This window comes from Roseateles sp. P5_B10, assembly GCF_056400485.1.
In genome coordinates this window covers 1-15,361 of record NZ_JBFULE010000065.1, presented here as the reverse complement: position 1 = coordinate 15,361, position 15,361 = coordinate 1, and the positions used below count along the sequence as shown (strand labels likewise).

At 69.0% G+C, this 15,361-nt stretch carries 16 protein-coding genes; 6 read left to right on the top strand and 10 right to left on the bottom strand.

Features of this window, described 5'->3' with window-relative positions:
* Positions 1 to 156 precede the first annotated feature (156 nt).
* On the top strand, positions 157 to 498 hold the full coding sequence (locus AC1DU6_RS06970) for a hypothetical protein (protein WP_056193679.1): 342 nt from the start codon (positions 157 to 159) through the stop codon (positions 496 to 498).
* Positions 499 to 607: 109 nt separating this feature from the next.
* Entirely contained in the window at positions 608 to 967 is a 360-nt protein-coding gene (locus AC1DU6_RS06965; protein ID WP_457325885.1) for a hypothetical protein, read from the top strand.
* A 144-nt stretch (positions 968 to 1,111) separates the two neighbouring features.
* Here the strand turns inward: AC1DU6_RS06965 and AC1DU6_RS06960 are convergent, their stop codons facing one another.
* Positions 1,112 to 2,521, bottom strand: coding sequence for a wax ester/triacylglycerol synthase family O-acyltransferase (locus tag AC1DU6_RS06960; protein WP_477856417.1), 1,410 nt, complete (start codon positions 2,519 to 2,521; stop codon positions 1,112 to 1,114).
* Between the two features lie 118 nt (positions 2,522 to 2,639).
* Between AC1DU6_RS06960 and AC1DU6_RS06955 the strand changes: the two genes are divergently transcribed.
* Positions 2,640 to 2,891 carry an acyl-CoA-binding protein gene (locus AC1DU6_RS06955; protein ID WP_056193669.1) on the top strand — a complete coding sequence of 84 codons (252 nt, stop codon included), beginning with the start codon at positions 2,640 to 2,642 and terminating at the stop codon, positions 2,889 to 2,891.
* 40 nt (positions 2,892 to 2,931) lie between these two features.
* Here the strand turns inward: AC1DU6_RS06955 and AC1DU6_RS06950 are convergent, their stop codons facing one another.
* A complete protein-coding gene (locus AC1DU6_RS06950) occupies positions 2,932 to 3,258 on the bottom strand; it encodes a polyhydroxyalkanoic acid system family protein (RefSeq protein ID WP_056193666.1) in 327 nt (108 codons plus the stop codon).
* 132 nt (positions 3,259 to 3,390) lie between these two features.
* Between AC1DU6_RS06950 and AC1DU6_RS06945 the strand changes: the two genes are divergently transcribed.
* The gene (locus AC1DU6_RS06945) at positions 3,391 to 4,167 is read left to right on the top strand and encodes a tetratricopeptide repeat protein (protein WP_457351759.1); all 777 of its coding nucleotides are present in this window, start codon (positions 3,391 to 3,393) and stop codon (positions 4,165 to 4,167) included.
* 119 nt (positions 4,168 to 4,286) lie between these two features.
* Here AC1DU6_RS06945 and AC1DU6_RS06940 read toward each other — a convergent pair whose 3' ends face one another.
* The 5 genes from AC1DU6_RS06940 to AC1DU6_RS06920 all read right to left on the bottom strand — a co-directional run bounded on the left by AC1DU6_RS06940 (position 4,287) and on the right by AC1DU6_RS06920 (position 10,828).
* Positions 4,287 to 4,820 (bottom strand): GNAT family N-acetyltransferase, encoded by a 534-nt coding sequence (locus AC1DU6_RS06940; RefSeq protein WP_457323362.1) that lies wholly within the window; start codon positions 4,818 to 4,820, stop codon positions 4,287 to 4,289.
* Positions 4,786 to 5,850 (bottom strand): aminopeptidase, encoded by a 1,065-nt coding sequence (locus tag AC1DU6_RS06935; RefSeq protein ID WP_477856416.1) that lies wholly within the window; start codon positions 5,848 to 5,850, stop codon positions 4,786 to 4,788. The genes AC1DU6_RS06940 and AC1DU6_RS06935 overlap by 35 nt, the downstream gene beginning before the upstream one ends.
* A 62-nt stretch (positions 5,851 to 5,912) precedes the next feature.
* On the bottom strand, positions 5,913 to 7,901 hold the full coding sequence (locus AC1DU6_RS06930) for a M30 family zinc metallopeptidase (protein WP_457323360.1): 1,989 nt from the start codon (positions 7,899 to 7,901) through the stop codon (positions 5,913 to 5,915).
* A 132-nt stretch (positions 7,902 to 8,033) separates the two neighbouring features.
* Positions 8,034 to 10,031, bottom strand: coding sequence for a molybdopterin-containing oxidoreductase family protein (locus AC1DU6_RS06925; RefSeq protein ID WP_457323359.1), 1,998 nt, complete (start codon positions 10,029 to 10,031; stop codon positions 8,034 to 8,036).
* 62 nt (positions 10,032 to 10,093) lie between these two features.
* Positions 10,094 to 10,828, bottom strand: coding sequence for an SDR family oxidoreductase (locus tag AC1DU6_RS06920; RefSeq protein WP_457323358.1), 735 nt, complete (start codon positions 10,826 to 10,828; stop codon positions 10,094 to 10,096).
* A 118-nt stretch (positions 10,829 to 10,946) separates the two neighbouring features.
* Here AC1DU6_RS06920 and AC1DU6_RS06915 point away from each other — a divergent pair, with 118 nt between their 5' ends.
* Positions 10,947 to 11,861: a LysR family transcriptional regulator gene (locus AC1DU6_RS06915; protein ID WP_457323357.1), complete on the top strand. Its 915-nt coding sequence runs from the start codon at positions 10,947 to 10,949 to the stop codon at positions 11,859 to 11,861.
* A 9-nt stretch (positions 11,862 to 11,870) separates the two neighbouring features.
* On the opposite strand, the gene AC1DU6_RS06910 is transcribed toward AC1DU6_RS06915, so the two are convergent.
* Positions 11,871 to 12,314, bottom strand: coding sequence for a carboxymuconolactone decarboxylase family protein (locus tag AC1DU6_RS06910; RefSeq protein ID WP_056193646.1), 444 nt, complete (start codon positions 12,312 to 12,314; stop codon positions 11,871 to 11,873).
* Positions 12,315 to 12,410: 96 nt separating this feature from the next.
* On the opposite strand from AC1DU6_RS06910, the gene pdxR reads away from it, so the two are divergent.
* Complete coding sequence (gene pdxR, locus AC1DU6_RS06905; protein WP_477856415.1) at positions 12,411 to 13,835, top strand: MocR-like pyridoxine biosynthesis transcription factor PdxR; 1,425 nt, start codon at positions 12,411 to 12,413, stop codon at positions 13,833 to 13,835.
* Here pdxR and AC1DU6_RS06900 read toward each other — a convergent pair.
* Both AC1DU6_RS06900 and AC1DU6_RS06895 read right to left on the bottom strand, forming a co-directional pair.
* Positions 13,832 to 15,214 carry a sensor histidine kinase gene (locus tag AC1DU6_RS06900; protein WP_477856414.1) on the bottom strand — a complete coding sequence of 461 codons (1,383 nt, stop codon included), beginning with the start codon at positions 15,212 to 15,214 and terminating at the stop codon, positions 13,832 to 13,834. The two genes, pdxR and AC1DU6_RS06900, sit on opposite strands and share 4 nt — an antisense overlap.
* Positions 15,211 to 15,361: winged helix-turn-helix domain-containing protein (locus AC1DU6_RS06895; protein ID WP_477856418.1), on the bottom strand; the 151-nt coding region annotated here is incomplete at its 5' end. The genes AC1DU6_RS06900 and AC1DU6_RS06895, both read right to left, overlap by 4 nt.

The window sequence follows — 15,361 nt, the reverse complement described above, 5'->3', positions numbered from 1 at the left end:
GAAGAAGGCCGAGCCTTTCCGTCTGTGAAACGCCTGTGATTCGCCGCCGATCGTTTCGAATCGTCAGCCAACGAGGCGCCCTGCGGGGCGCCTTTTGTTTTTCCGGCGCGGCCGACCTAATGTTGAAAGTCACCGGACTTTCCAAGGAGCCACGCCGTGAAGATCCTCATCGCCACCCTGACCTGCCTGGCCGGCACCGTTGCCCTCGCAGATGACGCTGACGTGCACAAGGCCCGTTCCGAATTGCGCACCGGCTGCGCGCAAAGCTACGCCAGTTTCAGCGCCCATCACCCAGCCGGCAATGCGCCTGAGTACCGCGGCGACAAATACCCCGGCGACTCCCAGTACTACGGTGACGCCAAGCCCTGCACCGAGGAGCAGCTGGCGGCCTATCTCGACAAGGCCGACCCTGCCCTCGTCATGCGCGCCTACCCTTCCGCCGCCGGCCGCCCCAAGGCCAAGAAGCCGGCCACAGCGCCTTCCGCGCCCAAGGGCTGAGTCGATGCAAAGGCGCCTTCGGGCGCCTTTTGATTGGTGCAGTGCGGCGTGCATTTGCTTGCACTTAGGCGTAGCCTTGGGCTCACCTTGAGCAGCAAGGAGGTCCGCCATGAGAACCCTCGCAGTCACCATTGCGTCTCTGGTCACCGCGCTGCCGGCCTTCGCGGCCGACACACCGGCCAGCCACGCCCAGGCCGTGTTGCACGATGGTTGCGCCCAGGCCTATGCCAGCCACGTCGCCACCTACTACGCCGCCGGCGCGGTGGCGCCGACCTTCACCGGCGAACGCCCCAAGGGCGACCACCGGTACTACAACGACGCCAAGCCCTGCGACGAAGCGCAGTTCGCGTCCTATCTGGAAAAGGCCGACCCGGCCACGGTGACGATGGCCTATCCCACCGCTGCCGGCAAGGCCAAGCCCAAGAAGGCCAACGCCGTCACGACGGCGGCGGTGCCCAAGTCGAAGTGAGTCCAGCCGGAGCGCGCGCCTTGCGGGCCGAGCGCCGGGCCGCTCCCTAGCCGGCCCGCGTAAGGCGATGTGCTTGCTGGTCAATCCGGCAAGCATCGCCGTCACCTCGGGGGACCGGCCAAGGTATGCCCTTGGACGAGGGGCTCAGGCTTCCCAGGGCATCATCAGCGCCAGCATCAGCAGCTTCTCGAACTCCGGCGCAAAGTTGGCGATGATGGCCTCGGGGTCGGGGCACAGGCCGGTGTCGGTGATGAGGCCGAACTGCACGCGGCCGGCGTAGGTCAGGATGCTGACGCCCATGCCGATGTCGCCCGACTGCGGCACCCAGAACATCACCTTCTCCACCGTCGAGCCGCAGAACTTGAGCGCCTCGGCCGGGCCCGGCACATTGGTCATCACCGCCGTCGCCTTCTTGGCGAAGAGGTTGAGCATCGCGTGCTGCACGGGCTTGATCAGCAGGCCGGCGACAGACAGCAGGCCGAAGGCCATCACCGGCTGGAAGCTGCCCTTGAGCTCGCTCATGCGCGCGCGTACCGCGAACAGCCGCTCGATGGGATTGGCGATGCCGATGGGCAGCACCAGCGGCACCAGGCCGAAGCGGTTGCCGAGTTGCCAGGCCTGCTCCAGCGGGCGCAGATTGACCGGCACCATGGCGCGGATCTCCTTGCCCGCCGGGTCGTCGCCCTTGTCCGCCAGGTAGCGGCCGATGGCGCCGGCCGCGCAGGCCAGCAGCACGTCGTTGATGGACGCGCCCAGGGCCTTGCCGACCGCCTTGACCTCGTCCAGCGCCAGGCTGTCATCCCAAGCCACGGTCTTCTTCGAACCGGGCTTGCCCTTGAGGCGCGTCGGCGAATCGTCGGGCATCAGCGCAAAGGCGGCCACGTCGGACACGGCCTGGTAGCCCATGCGGGCCATCTCCAGCGACGAGTCCATCGGCGTGTCGCCACGCATGGCCAGGTCCACGCCCTTGGCCACGCCCTTGCCCGTCATGCCGATGGCCTTGACGGTCAGGTTGCTCAACGGTCGCAGGAAGGCGTCGAGCAGCCAGTCCGCCTCGCCGGGCTCCTCAACATCTTTTGTCGCGCGCTTGGGCGGCGCCTTGCCGCCATCGGTGATGGACAGCATGACGGCGATCAGCGCGATGCCGTCGGCAATGCAGTGGTGGATGCGGGCAATCAGTGCGCTCGTGCCGTCGCCYATGTCCTCGATGAGCTGGAACTGCCACAGCGGGTGGGCCGGGTCCAGCGCCTCAGAGCACAGCTCGGCGACGCGCTCGCGCAGCACCTCGTCACGGCTCTGGCCGCGCAGGGGCAGCGGCACCTCGGCGACAACGTGGCGGGCGATGTCGAAATCCTTGTCGGCCACCCACTGGGCGCCCAGCAAGGCGTCCTCGACGACCTTTTGCCGAAAGCGCGGGTACTGCAGCAGCCGTTCGGCCACGCGTTCGCGCAGCGCGGCCAGCGTGATGCCGGGGCGGATGGACCAGACCCCGACGATCATCATCAGGTTGGCCTCGGTGTCCATGCGCAGCCAGGCGGTATCCACCTTGGACATACGTTCGCTGCTGGGGCCCATGCGTCTCCTCGGATTCGTTATTGGCCGGGCCTAAACTCGGCGGCCCGTCGGTCGATTGTCATGAGAATCGACGCCCCAATCAGCCTGGAGAACCCCCGTGAGCCTGAAAGACCAATTCGAAGCCGCTGTCGCCGACTCCAAGAACCTGGCCGAGCGGCCGGACAACATGACGCTGCTGAAGCTCTATGCGCTCTACAAGCAAGGCAGCGCCGGCGACGTCGACGGCAAGCGCCCCGGCTTCACCGACATGGTCGGTCGTGCCAAGTGGGACGCATGGAACGAGCTCAAGGGCACGAGCACCGATGACGCGATGCAGCAGTACATCGACCTCATCGAATCCCTGAAGTAAACCGGCGCCGTCGGCGCCCAAGAACCGGCTGGGCCTGTGCTCAAGCCGGTTTCTTTTTGGCCGGTGCCTTCTTCTTGCCGGCCGCCAGCAGCGCATCGAGTTCCTTCTCGATCTCGCCCTCGATCGTCTTCTTGAAGGCGCCGAGCAGGAAGCCAAGCTGGGCCACCAGGTCGAAGTGGTCGGCCGCCACGGTCAGCTCGCCCTTGACGCCGGAGCGCGTGAACTCCACGGTGTCGCCGTCGTCACCCTCATGCACCGTGCATTCCATGTCGAACTTCTCTTCGACCTGCTCGGCCCATTTCCAGGCAATCTCGCGGGCCTTCTTCAGGCCCAGGTCGTGGTCTCGGTGAATGCGGATCTCGGCCATCAGCGGCTCTCCGTTGTCTCGTGCACCCCACTCTAAGCGAGAAGGGCGGTGCCACTGCCGTGGGCGCATTTGCCTCCATACTTAGGCGCAGAAAAGCCTGGCGCAAAGCCAGCCGAAGCCCAGGGAGGATCCATGCGCCTTGTCGACCCCGACCCGCTCTGCCTCGACCCGCTCATGGAGGGGCTGACGCATTTCCGTGCGCCCGAGCCCGACCATGAACAGGCTGTCTACTGGTTCCGCGTCGCCGCCGACGCGGGCGACGCCGAGGGACTGGCCATGTTCGCGCTCTGCCAGCTTGAGGGCCTGGGCTTGCCGCGGGACCCGGTGCAGGCCCGTGAGCGCCTGGAGCGCGCCTCCAGCGAGGGCAGCCTGACTGCCAAATTCCATCTAGGCCGCATCCTCGTCGCCGGCTGGGGTGGCGACCCCGATGCACCGCGCGGCGTGGCGCTTTACACCGTCGCCGCATCCCAAGGCCATGCCGATGCCACCTTCAACCTGGCCGCCTGCCTGGAGTCAGGATGGGGCTGCCAGCCCGACCGGCTGGCCGCCAAGGCCCTCTACATGCGCGCCCGCGCCATGGGCAGCCGGCTGAAGGCCCCAGGCCTGCGCATCCGCGAGCGCGAGCTGGAGGCGGTGCGCGAACTCGCGCGTCGCATGGAGCACGGCGGCGAACTTGCGCGCGCCATCGAGGAGCGCCAGCACGAGATCATGCTGATTCACGAGCTCGCGCAGACTCCGGCACGCAAAGCCATGCTGAGCGCAAGGCAGCGCCGCCGGCTGCTGCACGTCGCCAGCGCCACGGCCATCATCGCGGGCCTCGCCGCGGTCCTGGCCGGCCTGTTCGGCCTGTTCGGCTGGCGCAACAGCCACCCGCTGGCGCATGATTCCGGCCCCACCTCCATCGCATGAACATGCGCAGCAGCCTGCCGCTCAATACCACTTGATTGAGGTCTTCGCGTTGGGGCCACACCTGCGACGAACTGTCCGTCGCCAGTCCGGTGCGTTGGCACACACCGCCTATTTAGCGATCAAGCGGCAGTTGCTCGCACCAACGGCTGCCTCGGATGCAGCCTCGCCATCGTCAGCGCATCCACGTAGACGCCATCACGCAGCGCATAGGCCCTGAGCCGCCCTTCGTGCTCGAAACCGTGGCGCTCGTACAGCCGGATCGCGCGCTCGTTGTCCTGGTAGACCGTCAGCTCCACGCGCAGAACCTGCGCCCAGTTGTCGGCGTAGTCCAGCAGCGCAGTCATCAAGGCACCGCCGATGCCCTGCCCCTGCGCCGCGGCCGACACCGAGATGCCCAGCGCCATTGCGTGGCGGCGGCGCACTTGGGCGCCGACCGGGTGCAGGCCGGCRCTGCCGAGCAGCTTGCCGTCACGTTCGGCCAACAGGAACAGCTCGGGCGAGCCAGCGGCGGGTGGCGTGCTCAGGCGCTGTTGCCACAGTTCTGCATTGGCGTAGGGCAGCTGCAGCAGGCCAGGAAAGATGTCCGGCTCGGCCAGATGCTCGGCAACCGCAGCGGCATCACTGGGCCGGACGCGTCGCAGGATCAGTGTCATAAGTGCCTCCCTCAAGGCTCTTCAATGTAGCCCGACGCTCCTCGCGCGCGAGCGGCTTCAGCCGCTCGACGGCCGCGTGAAACTTCACCCAGTCACGACCCTCGCGCTCGAACAGGCGCGTGAAGGCCGGCACCAGTTCGTCATAGGCAGACAGGATCGCGAAGCTGGCGTTGTTGGCACGCTGGAACCAGGCTTCGTAGCCCGGCGCCTCCTTGGGGGCACGCTCACGCAACTCGGCCATGACGGCGGCTTTGGCTTCGGCACGCGACTCGGCCGGGCCGGCGTAAACCGCTTTGAGCTTCTCCCGCCCTTCGCGCGCCAGCGCCAGGAAGCGCGCCCGCCGCGCCCGCCCGGCCTCGAAGGCAGCCAGGGCCTCGGGCTTGGCCGCCAGCCATTCGCGGGCACCGAGCATCTCGACGGCGGTGGCATAGGCCTCGTTGAAGCCGGTGTCATCGCTGGTGTAGACGCGCTGGTGGGTCAGCTCGTGAAAGACCATGGCCGCCAGTTCGCCCTCGGGGTAGCGGATGAAGGTGTTCAGCAGCGGGTCGCCGCCGAACCAGCGGCTCCAGCCCAGCGTCGAATAGGCAGGAATGGGCTGCACCTGCACCTCCCAGCCCTCGGCCTTCAGCTCGTCGGCGTGGCGTTGCGCGGCATCGCGGTCGAACCAGCCCTGGTAGCCGGCGCAGCCCATGATGGGGTAGCACCAGGTCTTGAGCTGGAAGCCGAACTCGGGCGCGGCGACGATGTTCCAGACGACGGCCGGCCGCTTGAGGTCGGCATAGCGGCGGTAKCTGTTGTTGTCGGGCAGGGCCAGGCGCGCGGTGGCGAAGTCGCGCATCTGCTGCGTCAGCTTCAGGCGCTCGGCCAGCTCGGGTGGGGTGGCCGGGTCGGCCAGCCAGTCGCTGACCGGCCTGGCCGCACGAACGATGCCCAGATGGCCGCCGGCGGCCTGGCCCCAATGGCCCACGGCGCCGCAGCCACTCAGGGATAGCGCAGCGACGGCGACGAGTAAAGCGCGTGGAGAGATCAAGCGAGATCGCGGTGCAAGCGGAGCCGCGATTGTCACCACCCGCTTCGCCACGCAGGTAACCGTCAGCGCAGCACCACCGTGAGCACGGTGCCCGCGGGCACTCGCACGCCGCGGCGCTGGTAGCGCGTTGCGCCGGCCGGCACCTGATCGTCCAGGTAGGTGTGCCCGGTGCGGCCGAAGCGCGTCAGTCCGCTGATGGGCGCAGCCTTGCGGCTGGTGGCCTGCTGCGCGGTGTCGGTGCCCATCAGCCACAGCCCTTCCCACTGCACCTGGGGGAAGCCGTAGCCCCAGGGCGCATGGCGCTGCGGCATGCCGCCGAACACGCTGCTGCCAAGGCGCTCCCACTCGTCGGCCAGGCCCTCGCTGCCGGCGCGCCGCAGCAGCGTGTCCAGGCAGCTGTAGCTGCTGGCCGTCGCGCTGCAATCAGTCACCAACTGGCGCCACCAGCCGCTGCCGTAGCGGCGGTTCAAGAAGGCGGCCAGGCTGCCGCCGGCTCCGTAGTTGGCGCTGTCGGCGTCCTCCAGCCAGTCGATCATGGCCACGCTGCCACCAGAACGGAGGTAGCTGGGCAGCCTGAAGATGACGATCTTGTTGGCGCCCGGCGTGATGGTCTCGGCCAGCAGGTCTTCGGTGGCCATGGCAGCCGTCTCTTCCAACCAGGCGTCGTGCAGCAGGCCGCGCTGGATCGTGCCCTGGTGATAGGTCACCATGTGCGTGAGCTCGTGCACCAGCGTGGACGCGTAGAAGGTCGGGTTGCTTGCCAGGCCCGTGCCGTTCACGAAGAAGGCCAGCGCTTCGTTGGAATTCGCGTAGCGGCTGTTGCGCCAGCGGTAGGAGTTGTTCAGCCCATAGAAGTAGCCGGCCGCGGAGGCGTCGGCGCCCATGTGGTCGGTGACGACGATGTTCACGTCCTGCAGCTGCGCCGCGCTTTCCTGGATCAACCACGGCCGGTTGGCCACCTCGCTGCCGCCCCAGACGTCGCCGAGCATGGCGATGACACGAGCAAAGCCGCCCTGGTCGCCGCAGAAGCTGCGCTTCAGGGGCTCGATCTGGGCCGCTTCGACCGTGCGGGCCGTGGTCAGCGCCTGGTCCACCCAGAAGACGAGACGACGGCCGGTTCCGGTGCTGCAGGTGCTCAGCACGCTGGCCGTGAACGGCACGGGCTTGGCGGGATCGTCATAGAGATCGTTCCAGATGCGTGTGCTGCCGACCTCGGCGGCGGCGAGGGCGCGGCGGCGCGGCTCGATGGCGCTCTCCGGCAGGGGCCGAGCAGGCAGTTGCTGATCCTGCAGATCCTCCAGCGACTGTTGCTGCTGCAGGCCGAGCATGCGCGCGTGCAGGGCGTCGTGATGGGATTCGTCGGCAGCTGATGCACTGGCAGCCTGAATTCGGGCGTTCGGTGCCGCGCCCAGGCTGACCACTGCAGCGCTGCCGCTCTTCGGTAGCTCGGTGGCATCGCTGGCCTGGCCGTTGCTGAATACCAGCGTCACGGACTGCCCAGGCTGCACGTTGGCGATGTCCACGTCGACCAGTTGGGACGTGGCGCCGGCGTTGCGCAAACGCCAGACACCAACGCCGCTGCCGGCATAGCCCCCATCCGCAGCCACCGCACAGTGCAGGCCGCTGCAGCCTGGCAAGAGTGAGCCGGCAGCACGTGCCACCGGCGAAGGCTGTGCTTCGACCTGGACGGTGGTGCTGGCGCGCGCCGTCACGCCGGCACTGTTCTGCGCTACGGCCGTGGCGGTGAAGCTGCCCGCCTGGGCGAAACGGCGCTCCACGGTGAGGCCTTCGGCCGCTGCGCCGTCGCTGAACTCCCAGCGCCAGTTGACACCATTCTGCGTATCACCAGCGGTGAACTGCACGTACTCGCCGGCGTAGAGCTGGGTGGCCGAGGCGCTGAGGCGCACGACCGGGTCTGGCACGGCGGGCGCCGTTGGCGGCGTCGGCGTCGACACACCGCCACCGCCTCCACCGCCGCCGCAGGCGGCAAGCAGCATCAGTCCACAGGCAGCCGCCACATGGCGCAGCCCAGCCTTGAAGAGGCCCTCCATCGTTCTCCCTGTCCTTGTGTTCTCGGCACCGCATCCTCGTGCGTGGCGCCGGGCACGGATTGTGCCAACGCGTCCCGGCGCATCGCGCCGTTAGCCGCCCGGTTCAGACGTCAAAAATCACGTCAGGAAAGTTCAGGCAGCTTCAACCTGCACCAGGCAGTCGTAGAAAGCCGGGGCATTGCCCATATCCGTCAGGCGCTGGTGGGTGACCTCGTTGACATTGCTGCCCTGCACGCCGAGCTTGCGCCACCACACGCCCAGGCCGTTGACGACGCCGGGCCGCGCGCGCGTGCTGACCTTGAGCTTGGCCACATAGCGACCGCGGTCGTTGAATGCGGCCACCAGGGCGCCATCGGCCAGGCCGCGCTCGACGGCATCGCCGAGGTGCATCTCGATGATGGGCTCGCCCTCGATGTCGCGCAGGCTCTTCACGTTGACAAAGCTGCTGTTCAGGAAGTTGCGCGCCGGCGGCGAAATCATGGCCAGTGGGTAGCGCGCGGCCAGTTCGGGCGAGCTTTGCGCGCTTTCGTAGTTGGGCACGTAGTCGGCGCCGGCGGCCTGCGCGCGACCGTTGGGGGTGCGGAAGCCGCCCTCGGCAAATGGCGCCTCGGGAATGGGCAGGGGCTGCCAGCCCTGCTCGCGCAGCAGGCCCATGTCGATGTCTGACGTGAAGGCCTGCGCGGCCAGGTCCTCATCGCTGTCCTTGAAGCAGGGATCCGTCAGGCCCATCGCCGCGGCCAACTCGCGGAAGATCTGCGTGTTGGTCTTGGCTTCGCCCAGCGGCGCAACAGCCGGCTGGTTCATCAGCACATCGGTGTGGCCATAGGAGGTGTGCACGTCCAGGTGCTCGAGCTGGGTCGTGGCCGGCAGCACATAGTCAGCCAAATCGGCGGTGTCGGTCATGAAGTGCTCGAGCACGACGGTGAACAGGTCTTCGCGCTGAAAGCCCTTCACCACCTTGGGCGACTCCGGCGCGACGGCGACGGGATTGCTGTTGTAGACAATCAGCGCCTCGATGGGCGGGGCGGCCTGCAGCAGCGCGTCGCCGATGGTGCTCATGTTGACCATGCGCGGTGTGCGCCCGGCGAGCAGGCCCGGGCGTTCCAGATCCGGGTTCTTGTACGGCGCATTCCAGCCCGAGGCCGACAGCAGCACGCCACCGCTGGGGTGGCGCCAGGCGCCGGTCAGGCAGGGCAGCAGCGCGATCAGCCGCACGGCATTGCCGCCACCGCGCACACGCTGCAGGCCGTAGTTCATGCGGATGGCGGCGGGCTTGGTGGTCGCGTAATCGCAGGCCAGGTTTCGCACTTCATCGGGGCTGATGCCGCAGACCTGGGCGACGCGCTCGGGCGGCCAGTCCAGGGCCTTGCCGCGCAGTTCATCCCAGCCGTCGACGTGGTTGTCGATGTAGTCCTGGTCCAGCCAGCCGTTTTGGATCAGCTCATGCATCAGGCCCAGGGCCAGCGCACCGTCGGTGCCGGGCAGCACGGCGATGTGCTGGTGGCATTTGTCCGCCGTCTCGGTCTTGCGCGGATCGATGCAGATCAGCTTGGCGCCCTCGCGCTTGGCCTGGTTCGCATAGGTCCAGAAATGCAGGTTGGACGCAATGGAGTTGCTGCCCCAAATGATGATGAGCTTGGCGCCAGCGAAGTGGCGCGTGTGCATGCCCAGCTTGTGGCCATAGGTGGCTGCCAGGCCGGCGCCGCCGGCGGAAGCGCAGATGGTGCGGTCCAGCCGCGCAGCGCCGAGCGCGTTCCACAGCCGGCCGGCCATGGCCTCGCCTTGGATCAGGCCCATGGTGCCGGCGTAGCTGTAGGGCTGGATGCACTGCGGGTCCTTCACCGCCTGGAGCCGGGCGGCGATGCCGGCGATGGCTTCGGCCCAGCTCACCTGCACGAAGCGCGGCGCTTCGGTCTTCTTGCTGACCCTCTTCAGCGGGTGCAGCAGGCGCTCGGGGTGGTAGGTGCGCTCGGGGTAGCGCGACACCTTGGTACACAGCGCGCCGTGCGTGTTGGGGTGGTCGGCGCGGCCCTGCACCTTGATCACGCGTTCGTTTTCGACGGTGATCTGCATCGCGCAGGTGTCGGGGCAGTCGTGGGGGCAGGCGCCGAAGACGGTACGGGTGTGCATGTCGATCAGGCAATCGCAAATCAGGCTGAGCCGCGATTGTCGCAATCCGCACCGTCCCCTGCTCAAAGTTGGCTCATACCCCCATCGACAACGATCTCGCTGCCGACGATGAAGGCCGACTCAGGCGCGGCCAGGTGCAGCACCGTGGACGCAATCTCCTGCGGTGTGCCGAAGCGGCCCAGTGGCACCTGGCTCTGGATCTGCGCGGCGACCTGCGTCAGCGTGTCGGCGTCGAAGCCCAGCTTGCCGTACAGCGGCGTGGTCACCGGGCCCGGGCTGATGACGTTGACGCGCGCGCCCTGCGGCAGCAACTCGGCCGACAGCGTCTTGGCCATCGAGATCAGCGCGGCCTTGCTGGCGGCGTAGATGGCCGAGTTGGGCATGCCGATATGGGCATTGATGGAGCCGTTCAGCACGATGGACGCGCCGCGGGCCAGCACCGGGCGCAGCGCCTGGATCAGGAAGAAGGCGCCCTTGGCATTGGTGTTGAACGTGCGGTCCCACAGGTCTTCGCTGGCATCGGCCAGGGATGCGAACTCAGCGATGCCGGCGTTGACGAACACGGCATCCAGCTGACGGCCGGCGGCGGCGAGGTGGGCACCCAGCGCGCGGGCGCCGAGCACGTCAGACGCATCCAGCGCCACCAGCTCGAAGCCTTCGGTCTCGTGCTGCTTGCCCGGGCGGGCGGTGACGATGACGTGGGCGCCTTCGGCCTTGAAGGCGCGGGCGGCGGCCAGGCCGATGCCGGAGGTGCCGCCGGTGACGAGGACGGTCTTGTTGGTGAAGCGTGAAGACATGATGGTTTCCTTTGGGTCTGCGGTTAGCGGCTTGTTTGCCGTGGACTCGATACTCGGATTCAGCGTCCCTTTTGACGCACGGCCGTGTTGGCCGACTCGTGCAAGGCTTTCGAACATCATGCTCAGCGACGACGAGATCCAGTTGATGGAGGCCATCGGGGCCAGCGGCAGCCTGACGCGCGCCGCGGCCAGCCTGGGCAAGGCGCCGTCGACCGTGTCGTACACGCTGCGCCAGATCGAGACCCGCTTCGACGCCCTGCTCTTCGACCGTCGCCGCTACCGGCTGCAGCTCACGCCCGCCGGCGCCCTGCTGGTGCGCGAGGCCACGCGGCTGCGCGACGACATGCAGCGCCTGACGCGGCGCGTCACGCAGGTGGCCAAGGGTTGGGAGGACCGGCTGTTGATCGTCACCGACGAGCTGATCGCCTTCGAGAGCCTGATGCCGGTCATCCAGGACTTTGATGCGCTGGCTTCGGGCGTGAGCCTGCGCATCACGCACGAGGTGCTGGGGGGCACCTGGGAGGCGCTGGCCGAGGGCCGAGCCGACCTCGTCATCGGTGCGACGAACGAGCCGCCCACGCTGGCCGGTGTGCAGTGGCGTGAGCTGGGCGTGCTGAGCTGGGTCTACGCGGTGTCACCCCGCCACCCGCTTGCCAAGGTCAAGGGGCCGCTGACGGCCGAGCAGATGCAGGCCCACCGCGCCGTCGTCGTGGCCGACAGCTCACGCCGTGGCGATGGCCGAGCCTATGGCCACGGCGCCGGCCAGGCCACGCTGGCCGTGCCGAGCATGACGGCCAAGATTGCGGCCCAGCGCGCCGGGCTGGGCGTGGGCTGGCTGCCGGAGGTGCGCGTGGCCTCGCTGCTCAAGCGTGGCGAGCTGGTGGCCAAGCAGGCCAGCGTGCCGCGCGAGCCCAACACGCTTTACCTGGGCTGGCGCGCCGGGGACGGCCGGGCGCTAGCCTGGTGGCTGGAAAAGCTCGGCGAGCCGCGGCTGTGCGCGCGGCTCGTCAATGGCGTGGACGGCTACGCCTGATCAGGCCGCTCAGGCGGGCAATGCCTTGCGGAAGCCGATGGCGAAGCGGTTCCAGGCATTGATGGTCGTGATCGCCAGTGTCAGGTTGACCATCTCGGCCTCGTTGAACTCGGCCGTGGCGGCGGCGTAGTCGGCGTCGCTGGCGTGGCCCTGGGTGATCAGCGTGATCGCCTCGGTCCAGGCCAGGGCGGCGCGCTCGCGCGGCGTGAACAGCGTCGTCTCGCGCCAGGCCGGCAGCACGTGCAGGCGGCGCTCGCTCTCACCGGCCTCGCGGGCATCGCGGCTGTGCATGTCCAGGCAGAAGGCACAGCCATTGATCTGCGAGGTGCGCATCTTCACCAGCTCGATGAGGCTGGGCTCCAGGCCCAGCTTGGCGATGCTGCCTTCCAGCGTCAGCATGGCCTTGAGGGCGGCGGGAGAGGCGGTGTAGAAGTCGATGCGGGGGGTGGTCATGAGATGCTCCGGTGGGTGGGGTTGGGGTGAACGAATGTTGAATCCCGGGCGCCGCGCCAAGCAGTCCAATCCCGACCAAATCGAGCAGGCCACCGGATGGATCTCCACATCGTCATCGACCGCGACCAGCCGCTGGGCGAGCAGTTGCTGCGCCAGCTGCGCGGCCTGATCCGCAGCGGCCGGCTGGCCACCGGTGCCCAGCTGCCACCCACACGGCTGCTGGCCGAGCAACTGGGCCTGGCGCGTCAGACCGTGGCCGAGGCCTATGAGCGGCTGACGCTGGAGCAGCTCATCGAGGCGCGGCGCGGGCGCGGCAGCTTTGTGCGCGCGCTACCGGCGGCCGAGGCCGAACGGCCCGTGGCAACCACCGCGCGCCTCGCCAGCGCCGAACGCATCGCCGCCTTCCAGGCCCTGCCGGTGCCGCTGCTGCGCTTTGCCGACAACCCGCTGGCGCGCTGGGATTTCATCGGCGGCTCGCCCGAGCCCGCCCTCTTCCCGCACGAGGACTGGCGCCGCCACCTGCACGCGGCCCAGCGCCAGCTCGGCCAGGGCGGCGCGCATGCCCCGCCGGCCGGGCTGGCCGCGCTGCGCGAATCGATTGCCGAACACCTGGCCTATGCCCGCGGCGTGCGCTGCTCGGCGGCGGACGTCATCGTCACCCAGGGCGCGCAACAGGCCTTCGACCTGCTCATCCGCGTGCTGGTCGGGCCCGGCGATGTGGCGGCCATCGAGTCGCCCGGCTACCCGCCCATCACCGGGCTGCTGCAGGCGCAGGGCGCGCGCATCGCCCCCGTGCCGGTGGACGAACAGGGGCTGGTGACCGACGCGCTGCCGCCCGACGCCAAGCTCGTCTACACGACGCCGGCCCATCAGTTCCCGCTCGGTGTGGCGATGAGCATGGAACGACGGCGTGCGCTGCTGGCCTGGGCGGCGCGCACGGGCGCCGTCGTCATCGAGGACGACTACGACAGCGAGTTCCGCTTCGAGGGCCAACCGCGCGACAGCCTGCAGGGGCTGGACACGGACGGCCGCGTGGCCTTTGTCGGCAGCTTCTCCAAGACGCTGGCGCCGTCGCTGCGGCTGGGCTATGTCATCGCGCCGCCGGCCTTGCGCGACGCGCTGCTGCACGCCAAGCACCTGGCCGACGTGCACGGCCCCAGCCTGCTGCAGAACGTGCTGGCCCGCTTCATGGCCGAAGGCAACTACCGCAAGCATCTGCGCCGCTGCGTGGCCGAGTATGCGCAGCGGCGCGAGCGGYTGATGGCGGGCTTTGCCGGGCCGCTGGCGCCATGGCTGACGCTGCTGCCCGCGGAGGCTGGCTTCCACCAGGCGGCGCTGTTCAAGCCGGGCGTTGCTATCGACGCACCGCAGCTCGCGGCGCTGGCCCGGCGCGTGGACGTGGGGCTGTATCCGCTGCAGGCGTTTGCGGCCGGGCGGGACGGCTTGCTGATGGGCTTTGGGCGCGTCACGCCCGATGGCATAGCCGAGGCACTGAGCCGCGTCGCCGAGCTGCTGGCCTAGGCGGCCGGCAGTGTCAGACGCGCGATGCAGCCCGTGGGTGCCGCCGGCAGCAACTCGGCGCTGCCGCCGTGGCGCTCTGCAATCTCACGGGCTATGGCCAGTCCCAGGCCGCAGCCCTCGCCATGGGCCGAGCCGCGCACGAAACGCTCGAAGGCGCGCCCGCGCAGCTCGGGCGTGAGGCCGGGGCCGTTGTCCTCGACGTCCAGCCACACGTCGTCACCCGCGCGGCGCAGCTTGACGGTGATGGCCGCGCCACGGCCGGCATAGCGCACCGCGTTGTCAATCAGGTTGACCAGGGCCTCGCGCAGCAGCAGCTCAACGCCCTGCACGCTCAGGCCCGCGTTGACGATGTCCACACCCAGGTCGCAGCCGGCGGCCAGAGCACGCGGCACCCATTCGGCCGTGACCTCGTGTACCAGGCGGTCGCAGTCCACCGCCGCCCAGCCCTGGGTCGCCACGGCCTCGGGCTCGGCGCGGGCCAGCACCAGCAGCTGTGACACCAGCCGCGCGCCACGCACGGCGCTCTCGTGCACGCGCTCCAGTCGCTGGCGCAGGGCCGGATCGCTGTTGGCCTCCAGCGCCAACTCGGTCTGGCTCTTCAGCCCCGCCAGCGGCGTGCGCAGCTGGTGGGCGGCATCGCTGATGAAGCGGCGCTGCGTGGCCAGGCTCTGCTGCACCTGGCCGAGCAGCTCGTTGACGGCGCCGGCCAGCGCGCTGACCTCGGGCGGCGCGGCGCGCAGCTGCACCGGGTCGAGCGCGTCGGCGCGCCGGCCTTCCACCTGCTGCTGCAGCTCGGCCAGCGGCTTCAGGCCCTTGCGGATGCCGGCCCAGACCACCATGCTCATCAATGCGATCAGCAGGGACAGCGGCAGGGCCGTGTCCAGCAGCATGCGCTGCGCCAGCAGCTCGCGCGGCGCGCTGGAGCGGGCGATCTGCACGCGCAGCGTCGAATCCGCCGTGCCGGCCGCGCCCAGATGCAGGTCCAGCGACACGACGCGCATGCGCTCAGGCACGGTGGCGTCGAAGAACACCGGCTCGTTCAGCGCTGGCGATCCTGGTGGCGGCGGCAGGCGTGCGTCGCCCAGCAGCAGCTGGCCCGGCGGCGAACTGACCATGTACATGACGCGGTCGTCGGGGTCGGCAGCGAGGATGTCCTGGGCCGAGCGCGGCAGGTCGACAAAGAGGCCACTGGCCGTGGGCCGGATCTGGCGCGCCAGCGCCCGGGCGGCCTGCAAGAGGCTGCTGTCGACCAGCTCGTCGGCATGCCTGCTGGCCAGGCGATAGGCGCCGAAAGCCGCCACCAGCCACAGCACGATCTGCGGCAGCAGCAGCCACAGCAGCAGTTGCCGGTGCAGCGAGCGGCCGGCCGGGGCCGTCATGGCGATGCCGTGGCTTCGAGCAGATAGCCCAGGCCACGCACCGTGCGCACGGCCAGGCCCGAGCCTTCAAGCTTCTTGCGCAGGCGGTGGATATAGACCTCGATGGAGCCGCCTTCATCGGCGCCCCAGGCCTCGACGATCTGCGCC

Coding starts and splice junctions, on each gene's coding strand:
- AC1DU6_RS06965 (WP_457325885.1), top strand. CDS start 608: ATGAGAACCCTCGCAGTCACCATTGCGTCTCTGGTCACCGCGCTGCCG.
- AC1DU6_RS06950 (WP_056193666.1), bottom strand. CDS start 3,258: ATGGCCGAGATCCGCATTCACCGAGACCACGACCTGGGCCTGAAGAAG.
- AC1DU6_RS06945 (WP_457351759.1), top strand. CDS start 3,391: ATGCGCCTTGTCGACCCCGACCCGCTCTGCCTCGACCCGCTCATGGAG.
- AC1DU6_RS06930 (WP_457323360.1), bottom strand. CDS start 7,901: ATGGAGGGCCTCTTCAAGGCTGGGCTGCGCCATGTGGCGGCTGCCTGT.
- AC1DU6_RS06925 (WP_457323359.1), bottom strand. CDS start 10,031: ATGCACACCCGTACCGTCTTCGGCGCCTGCCCCCACGACTGCCCCGAC.
- AC1DU6_RS06920 (WP_457323358.1), bottom strand. CDS start 10,828: ATGTCTTCACGCTTCACCAACAAGACCGTCCTCGTCACCGGCGGCACC.
- AC1DU6_RS06915 (WP_457323357.1), top strand. CDS start 10,947: ATGCTCAGCGACGACGAGATCCAGTTGATGGAGGCCATCGGGGCCAGC.
- AC1DU6_RS06910 (WP_056193646.1), bottom strand. CDS start 12,314: ATGACCACCCCCCGCATCGACTTCTACACCGCCTCTCCCGCCGCCCTC.
- AC1DU6_RS06900 (WP_477856414.1), bottom strand. CDS start 15,214: ATGACGGCCCCGGCCGGCCGCTCGCTGCACCGGCAACTGCTGCTGTGG.